Origin of the sequence: Phenylobacterium sp., from assembly GCF_030646615.1 — a bacterium.
Lineage (GTDB): Bacteria > Pseudomonadota > Alphaproteobacteria > Caulobacterales > Caulobacteraceae > Phenylobacterium.
On the sequence record NZ_JAUSLG010000075.1, the window covers coordinates 39411 to 45662 of the forward strand.

The 6252-nt window shown below is 68.9% G+C and carries 7 protein-coding genes and 1 pseudogene; 5 read left to right on the top strand and 3 right to left on the bottom strand.

Annotation, left to right across the window (positions count from 1 at the left end; genetic code table 11):
- Window position 1 precedes the first annotated feature (1 nt).
- Entirely contained in the window at window positions 2–814 is an 813-nt protein-coding gene (locus tag Q7S93_RS14240) for a PhzF family phenazine biosynthesis protein (RefSeq protein ID WP_304714576.1), read from the top strand.
- Window positions 815–937: 123 nt separating this feature from the next.
- Here Q7S93_RS14240 and Q7S93_RS14245 read toward each other — a convergent pair whose 3' ends face one another.
- From Q7S93_RS14245 to Q7S93_RS14255, 3 genes are all read right to left on the bottom strand, one after another.
- The gene (locus Q7S93_RS14245) at window positions 938–1378 is read right to left on the bottom strand and encodes a hypothetical protein (protein ID WP_304714577.1); all 441 of its coding nucleotides are present in this window, start codon (window positions 1376–1378) and stop codon (window positions 938–940) included.
- A 122-nt stretch (window positions 1379–1500) separates the two neighbouring features.
- On the bottom strand, window positions 1501–2421 hold the full coding sequence (locus Q7S93_RS14250) for an ATP-binding protein (protein ID WP_304714578.1): 921 nt from the start codon (window positions 2419–2421) through the stop codon (window positions 1501–1503).
- 78 nt (window positions 2422–2499) lie between these two features.
- On the bottom strand, window positions 2500–3435 hold the full coding sequence (locus tag Q7S93_RS14255; RefSeq protein ID WP_304714579.1) for a histidine kinase dimerization/phospho-acceptor domain-containing protein: 936 nt from the start codon (window positions 3433–3435) through the stop codon (window positions 2500–2502).
- Between the two features lie 192 nt (window positions 3436–3627).
- Between Q7S93_RS14255 and Q7S93_RS14260 the strand changes: the two genes are divergently transcribed.
- The 4 genes and pseudogenes from Q7S93_RS14260 to Q7S93_RS14275 form a co-directional block, all read left to right on the top strand.
- On the top strand, window positions 3628–3960 hold the full coding sequence (locus Q7S93_RS14260) for a hypothetical protein (protein ID WP_304714580.1): 333 nt from the start codon (window positions 3628–3630) through the stop codon (window positions 3958–3960).
- A 51-nt stretch (window positions 3961–4011) separates the two neighbouring features.
- Complete coding sequence (locus tag Q7S93_RS14265; protein WP_304714582.1) at window positions 4012–4497, top strand: hypothetical protein; 486 nt, start codon at window positions 4012–4014, stop codon at window positions 4495–4497.
- Between the two features lie 98 nt (window positions 4498–4595).
- Window positions 4596–5780, top strand: a complete 1185-nt coding sequence (locus Q7S93_RS14270) for a phosphoserine transaminase (RefSeq protein WP_304714583.1) — start codon at window positions 4596–4598, stop codon at window positions 5778–5780.
- 140 nt (window positions 5781–5920) lie between these two features.
- Window positions 5921–6252 (top strand): annotated as a pseudogene (locus Q7S93_RS14275) (phosphoglycerate dehydrogenase); the annotation flags it as partial.

Below are 6252 nucleotides of genomic sequence, written 5' to 3' on the forward strand. Positions count from 1 at the left end.
CATGCGCCAGTGGACCATAGACGCCTTCGCCACCGCCCCCTTCCGGGGCAACCCCGCCTGTGTGGTCGAGCCCTTCGACACCTGGCCGGAGACCGGTTGGATGCAGACCCTGGCGGCGGAGAACAACCAGGCCGAGACCGCCTTCCTGTTGCGGACCGATGATCCAGCGCGCCTTGGCCTGCGCTGGTTCACGCCGGCCCTGGAGGTCCCCCTGTGCGGCCACGCCACCCTGGCCAGCGCCCATATGCTGTTCGCCGAGCTCGGCGTCGCGGCGCAGGCCCTCACCTTCGACACCCTGTCGGGTCCGCTCACCGTGTCGCGGGAGGCCCAGGCCTACGCCATGGATTTTCCCGCAGCCCCCGTCCACCAGATCGAGACGCCAGACGGCCTCGCCAAGGCCTTGGGGGCTGAGCCGCAGGCGGTCTGGGCCGGCCCCTTCCTGGTGGCGATCCTGGAAGACGAGGCGGAGGTGCGCAGCCTCAGCCCCGATCTGGCCGCCCTCCAGGCTATTTCCAGCGCCGCCACCCAGGGCCGCGGCAATGTCGGGGTGAGCGCCCTGGCCGGCGCGGCGGCCCCCTATGAGGTGGTCAGCCGCTTCTTCGCGCCGGGGTCGGGGATTCCTGAGGACCCGGCCACCGGCTCCCTGCACTGCATGCTGAGCCCGATCTTCGCCGCGCAGCTCGGCCGGCCGCGCCTGGCCTTCCATCAGGCCTATCCCGGCCGGGGCGGCGATCTGGACTGCGAGCTGGCCGGCGACCGGGTGATCCTGCGCGGCCAGGCGGTGACCGTCATCGAGAGCCGACTGCGGCTGTAGCCCCACACAAAGACGAGCCGGAGCTTGCGCCCCGGCTCGTCCGCCGTTTCATCCGCCGGTCTTAGAGCGCGTTCCGACAATGGGAACCGGTTATCGGAACCAAACGCGCTCAGGACTTGGAGTTTAGCGGCGATGGCCCTGACCATAGCCCTGGCCGTAGCGACGATCAGCGTCGCGGCGCTCCACATAGATCCGGGCGCTCAGCTCATCCATCCGGCGATCCAGGTCGGCCATCTCCCAGCGGGTCAGGCCGCCCTGGCGATAGCGATGCTCCAGGCGCTGGAGGTTGTTGAACTCCGCCCGGAGGCGCACGGCCTCGCTGCGGGTGATGGCGCCGTTGCGCTGACCCATGTCGATCCGGCGCTCCAGATTGGCCTTGCGCTGGGCGATGGGGATCCAGGCCGGAGCCCGGGCGGGCTGAGCCTGCGGACCACGGTGTTGCGTGGCGCCATGGGCCGGGGCGGGACCCTGGTAGCCATAGCCGCCGGGGGCGGCCGACGCGGCGGTGGCGAGGCCCGCCGTCAGGGCGGCGCCGGCGGTGAGGGCGATCAGCAGGGACTTCATGTGCAAACTCCGCGTTGCAGGTCAGCCGCGATCCGCGGCGTCACAGGGAGAAGAGCACTGGCGCGGTGACGCCGGTCTGAGTGCGGCGTTGTCCGCCGTTCACCGGATGCCGAGGCGGCCGATCAGGCGACCTGACTGTGGGCCTCGGCGTCGCCCCGCCGGTCCATGACCGTGCAGATGGTGTCGTAGAGCTTGGCGATCTCAATGGGCTTGGCGACATGATCGTCCATGCCGGCGGCCAGGTAGTCGGCGACCTGGTGGGCCAGGGCGTTGGCGGTCAGCGCCACGATCGGGATGCGGCCGCGCCCGGATCCGGCCTCGAGGCGGCGGATTTCACGGGCCGCCCCAATGCCGTCCAGGACGGGCATCTGGATGTCCATCAGGATCAGGTCGTAGTCGCCATGGGCCCAGGCGTCCACCGCCGCGGCGCCGTCTCCGACGATCTCGACCTCGACGCCCAGGGACGCCATGACCGCGGCCAGGACCTGCTGGTTGGTGAGATTGTCCTCCGCCGCCAGCAGGCGCAGGGGCCGGCCGGCCTCGTCCGCGTCAGGCTGGGCGGCCCTGTCGGACCGGGGCGCCTCCGAGGACGACGCCAGGCCCTGCGCCTTTTCGGCCATCGGGGCCGGAGCCTGACCCCGAGCCAGGGGCAGGCGGACGAGGAAGACCGAGCCTTCGCCCTCGCGGCTTTCGGCGGTGATCTGACCGCCCATCATCTGGGCCAGCTCGCGGCAGATCGCCAGGCCTAGGCCTGTGCCGCCGAACCGCCGCGTGGCGGTGCTGTCGGCCTGGGCGAACTTCTCGAACAGCTGGGGCAACTTGCCGGCCGGCACGCCGACGCCCGTGTCGCTGACCTCCAGCACCAGGCCTCCCTGCGGGTCGACCGTGAAGCGGGCCGCCACGGCGCCGGTCAGGGTGAACTTGACGGCGTTGGACAACAGGTTGCCCAGGATCTGGCGGATGCGGTTGGCGTCGCCGCGCCAGGCGCCCTCGGCGGCCGGGTCGATCTCGACGGCGAAGTCCAGCCCCCGGGCCTGGGCCATGACGCCATAGCTGGCCCGGGCGCTGGCCGCCAGCGTCTCCAGATCGAAGTCCTCCTCGACCAGGGTCAGCTTGCCAGCCTAGTTCTTGGAGATGTCGAGCACGTCGTTGATGACGGTCAGCAGCAGGCCGCCGGACTGGCGGATCACGTCGAGCCGCCCCCGCTGCTTGGTCGGCAGCCGGTCCATGGCCATGACGTCGGCCATGGCCAGGACGCCATTGAGAGGCGTGCGGATCTCGTGGCTCAGATGGGCCAGGAACTGCGACTTCAGCACATTGGCCGCATTGGCCGCATCCCGGGCCTCGACCAGCTCATCAAGGGTGCGGTTGAGGTCCCGCTCCCGGGCGTCGAGGCGCCTCAGCAGGTGATTGAAGCTCAGGGCCAGACTGCCGAACAGGTCGTCGCGGGCCTCCAGGGGGACCGGCGCGAAGCGGCCGCTGGCCGCCACCTGGCGCATGGCCTCCGACAGGTTCTGCACCGGCGCGATCACCTGATGGGCGAGGCCTCGGGAGAGGAAGAGCGCAACGCCCACCCCGCCAAAGAACAGCGCGCCTGTCAGGGCGGCGAATTGCGGAAGCATGCCGAGCAGGCGGGGTGGTGTGGACTCCACCCGAAGTTCGCCAATGGTCCGCCCCTGCCAGATCAGGTGATGGGCGACGCTGAGGCCGCGTGCGTCGGCGGCCCCCTCGGCGACGAACTCGGCCAGCACAGCGCCCTTGGCGTCGGTCAAGCGGACCCGCTCGACCAGCGGCACGCGGCTGAGGGACTCCACCGCCATGGCCGCCCGCGCCATGTCGCCCACGGCGACGGCCGGCGCCGCGAGATCGGCGGTGACATCGGCAAGGGCTGAAAAATGGCTCCGGGATTGCTCGCGGGCGACCGCCCATTGCTGAAGCATGAAGGTCGCGCAGGCCGCCAGCAGGACCACCACCGTCGTGACAAGCGCCACCCCGGCCACCTTCGCATGGAAGGTCGCTTCATGTCGGGCGCCGGCGGAATCGGGGGGGCGGTCCATGGCGAAAGGGGGCGGTCTCTCGGGGAGGCTAGCGGCCCCTCATAGGGCAATAGTCCTAACCATTCGCTTCCCCACTCGCCTGCCAGGCGAACGCAACTTGTGCGTGAACTTGTCACAGTTGCAAGGACGGACGGGCGTTAACTTTTGGTTTAGCTTGGTTAGCATTCCGTTAACCCCCAGGAGGGACTCCCCATGGAAAAGGCGTTTGTAGCCCAGCGTGTCGCCAACAAGCTGTTCGCCACCGAAGAGTCGGTTGACGCGGCCCTGATCGAAGCCACCGAGCTGATGACCGAGATGCTCAAGGCCCGTAAGGACGTGGGTGTCTCCACCGTGTTCGGCGATGACGCCGCCGCCAAGCTGGTGGAAGCCATCAAGGCCCTGGGCGAGGCCCGCACCGCCATGGTCGGCGTGCACGGCGAGCTGAACGAGGCCAAGCTGCGCCTGGGCGTGCGCACCAAGCTGGTGGGTCCCGACAAGCCCTTCGAGCCGGCGCGCAACGTCCCGGCCATGCGCGACGTGGGCTAATTGCAATAGTTTAACTGTGTTGCGCCTCTAATCACGGTTAGAGGCGCAACCATGTCGGCTGGCACCACCTATATTCTGACCTGGGTTCTCCTATGGGCCCTGCTGGTCTCGGTCTGCGTGTTCGCATTCCGCCGCGGCGGCGCGCCTGAGCGCCTGGGCGCCGGCCTGATCCTCGGACTCGCCCTGGTCACGGCGGCGGGCGACCTCTTCGCCTACGCCAATGGACTTCGACAGCATCAGGCCTTCCTGGTGGGGCGCCTGATGCTCGAGGGCGCCCTGGCCATGGGCTTCCTGCTGCTCGCCGTGCGCTATGCCAGTCTCTGGCTGGGGGGCGCGATGCTGTTTCAGGCGATTCAGTTTTCGCTGCAGGCCTTCTACTTCGTCACCGGCCGCGCACACGACACGCTGTACGTCACCGTCAACAATATCGACTTCTTCGGCATCCTGGCCTGTCTCACCGCCGGGACCCTGGCCGCCAGCCGCCGTCGGCGCGCCGCCGAGACGCAGGTGAATTCGCCCCTGCCGGGGACGATCTGACAGGGTTTTCGGCAAAAAACCGCTTGTCCTGACGCGCAAATGGGCGTTTGTGCGCGGCGGGCCACGCCCTCCCAACGGGGCGCTGCTCATCTGCAAGGATGGGAGACATCGCAGTGACTGACCACACCAAGCCCGCCATGCGGCCGGCTCGCGCCGAATTTTCGTCCGGCCCTTGCGCCAAGCGCCCCGGATGGACCCCTGAAAATCTCACCAACGCCGTCCTCGGACGCTCGCATCGCTCCAAGCTGGGCAAGGCGCGGCTCAAGGACGCCATCGACCGCACCCGCCAGGTTCTGCAGGTTCCGGACGACTACCTGATCGGCATCGTGCCCGGCTCCGACACCGGCGCGGTGGAGATGGCCATGTGGTCCATGCTGGGCGCGCGGCCCGTGCAGCTGCTGGCCTTCGAGAGCTTCGGCAAGGACTGGGTCACCGACGTGACCAAGCAGCTGAAGATCGAGGCCGAGGTGCTGTCGGCCCCCTATGGCCAGCTGCCGGACCTGAGCAAGGTGCGCAAGGACGCCGACCTGGTCTTCACCTGGAACGGCACCACCTCGGGCGTCCGCGTGCCGAACGGCGACTTCATCGCCGACGACCGCGAGGGCGTCACCATCTGCGACGCCACCAGCGCGGCGTTTGCGCAGGACCTGCCCTGGGCCAAGCTCGATGTGGTCACCTTCTCCTGGCAGAAGGCCCTGGGCGGCGAGGCCGCGCATGGCGTCCTGATCCTGTCGCCCCGCGCCGTGGCCCGGCTGGAAAGCTACGCCCCGGCCTGGCCGATGCCCAAGCTGTTCCGCATGACCAAGGGCGGCAAGGTCAATCTCGAGATCTTCGAGGGCGCCACCATCAACACGCCGTCCATGCTCTGCGTGGAAGACGCCATCGACGCCCTGAAATGGGCCGAGCGCATCGGGGGCCTCACCGAGATGCGCCGCCGGGCCGACGCCAATCTCGACGTCCTGGCCCGCTGGGTCGAAAAGACCCCCTGGGTCGAGTTCCTGGCCGCCGATCCGGCCGCCCGCTCCAACACCTCGGTCTGCCTGAAGGTGGTGGACCCCAGGATCACGGCCCTGGACGAGGCGGCCCAGGCCGACTTCGCCAAGAAGATGGCCGCGGCCCTGGAAAAGGAAGCCGTGGCCCTGGACATCGGCGGCTATCGCGACGCCCCTCCGGGCCTGCGCATCTGGTGCGGCGCTACGGTGGAGACCTCCGACCTGGAGGCGCTGACCCCCTGGCTGGACTGGGCCTTCGAGTCCCTGTCGGAAAACCTCCAGGCCGCCTGAGCCCCTAATGCCCTCCCCCGTGCGGGGGAGGGTTGGGAGGGGGGTGAAACTCCGCCTCTCCTTCATGATCGCAATCCGCCAACACCCCCACCCCAACCCCTCCCCGCAAGGGGGAGGGGCTCTGATGAAGAGAACCGCCCATGCCCCGCGTCCTCATCGCCGACAAGCTGAGCCCCGCCGCCATCGAGATCTTCAAGCAACGCGGCGTCGACGCCGATGTGAAGACCGGCCTGTCGAAAGACGAACTGCTGAAGATCATCGCCGACTATGACGGCCTGGCCGTCCGCTCGGCCACCAAGGCCGACAAGGACGTCATCGCCGCGGCCAAGAACATGAAGGTCATCGGCCGGGCCGGCATCGGGGTCGACAATGTCGACATCCCCGCCGCCACCGCCGCCGGCATCGTGGTGATGAACACCCCCTTCGGCAACTCGATCACCACGGCCGAACACGCCATCGCCATGATGTTCGC